Consider the following 777-nt stretch of genomic DNA (forward strand, 5'->3'; position numbering starts at 1 on the left):
CTTTATGCTTTACCCCAACATTTGACAAAGAACCATATAATTTCGTTAGAGTAACAAAGGGAGTTGCGGTCTTGAGTATTATTGAATCTAATTGGTTTCTATTGTATAGTATATGGAACTTAGTTGCATTTTTTCTAGTAAGAGTAGATAAACGAAGGGCAAAAATAAAAGGACGGCGGACTCGTGAACGCACATTCTTTTTGGATAGCATTATTTTTTGGTGCTGCAGGTGTACTTGTTGGCATGTATATGTATCGCCACAAGACTCTTCATTGGTCTTTTGTCATTGGAATGCCGATTTTACTGCTGCTTAATTTTGTTTATTATTGTAATAAGAAAGAGTATTTATTTACATAACTATCCATAAAAATTAAACCTGCTTTATGATATAATAGGCATGTAGCAGTTACCATAATATCAAAGAATGGAGTAAGTCTATATGAGAAATAAGTTGATTGTGGTTGCTATGCTCATGTTAATCCTACTTGTTATTGCGGGGTGTAGTGGCGACGGTTCGGAGGCTCAGCGCCAGTCTGGGTTGTCCCCGGAGGATGTAGTGCAAAGCTTTTATGATGCTGCCAAAAGTGGTCGAATGAAGGAAGCTGCACTGTATGTCTCTCCAACATCGGTTAATGACACAAAGACGGTGTTAAAATATGTAACTGGGGAGAGCCAGTCGACAATTAAAAATTCCAATTTGTTATCTGTAAAAAAACTGGCTCAGCAAGGAAACTATACAGCCGTTGTTGCGACTTTGCAAGCAGAACAAAATTCAGT

Annotated in this window: 2 protein-coding genes and 1 pseudogene; all 3 read left to right on the top strand. The window is 37.7% G+C overall.

Translation table 11 applies throughout. The features are described 5' to 3' along the window. Positions 1-101: 101 nt before the first annotated feature. Positions 102-185: pseudogene (locus tag AC29Z1_RS03040) on the top strand (hypothetical protein); the annotation flags it as partial. Then, complete coding sequence (locus AC29Z1_RS03045; RefSeq protein WP_488269982.1) at positions 184-357, top strand: DUF1294 domain-containing protein; 174 nt, start codon at positions 184-186, stop codon at positions 355-357. The pseudogene AC29Z1_RS03040 and the gene AC29Z1_RS03045, both read left to right, overlap by 2 nt. 82 nt (positions 358-439) lie before the next feature. Next, positions 440-777, top strand: a 338-nt coding sequence (locus tag AC29Z1_RS03050) for a hypothetical protein (RefSeq protein WP_488269983.1), incomplete at its 3' end; no start/stop codon positions are given.

This window comes from Sporomusa sp., from assembly GCF_057736855.1.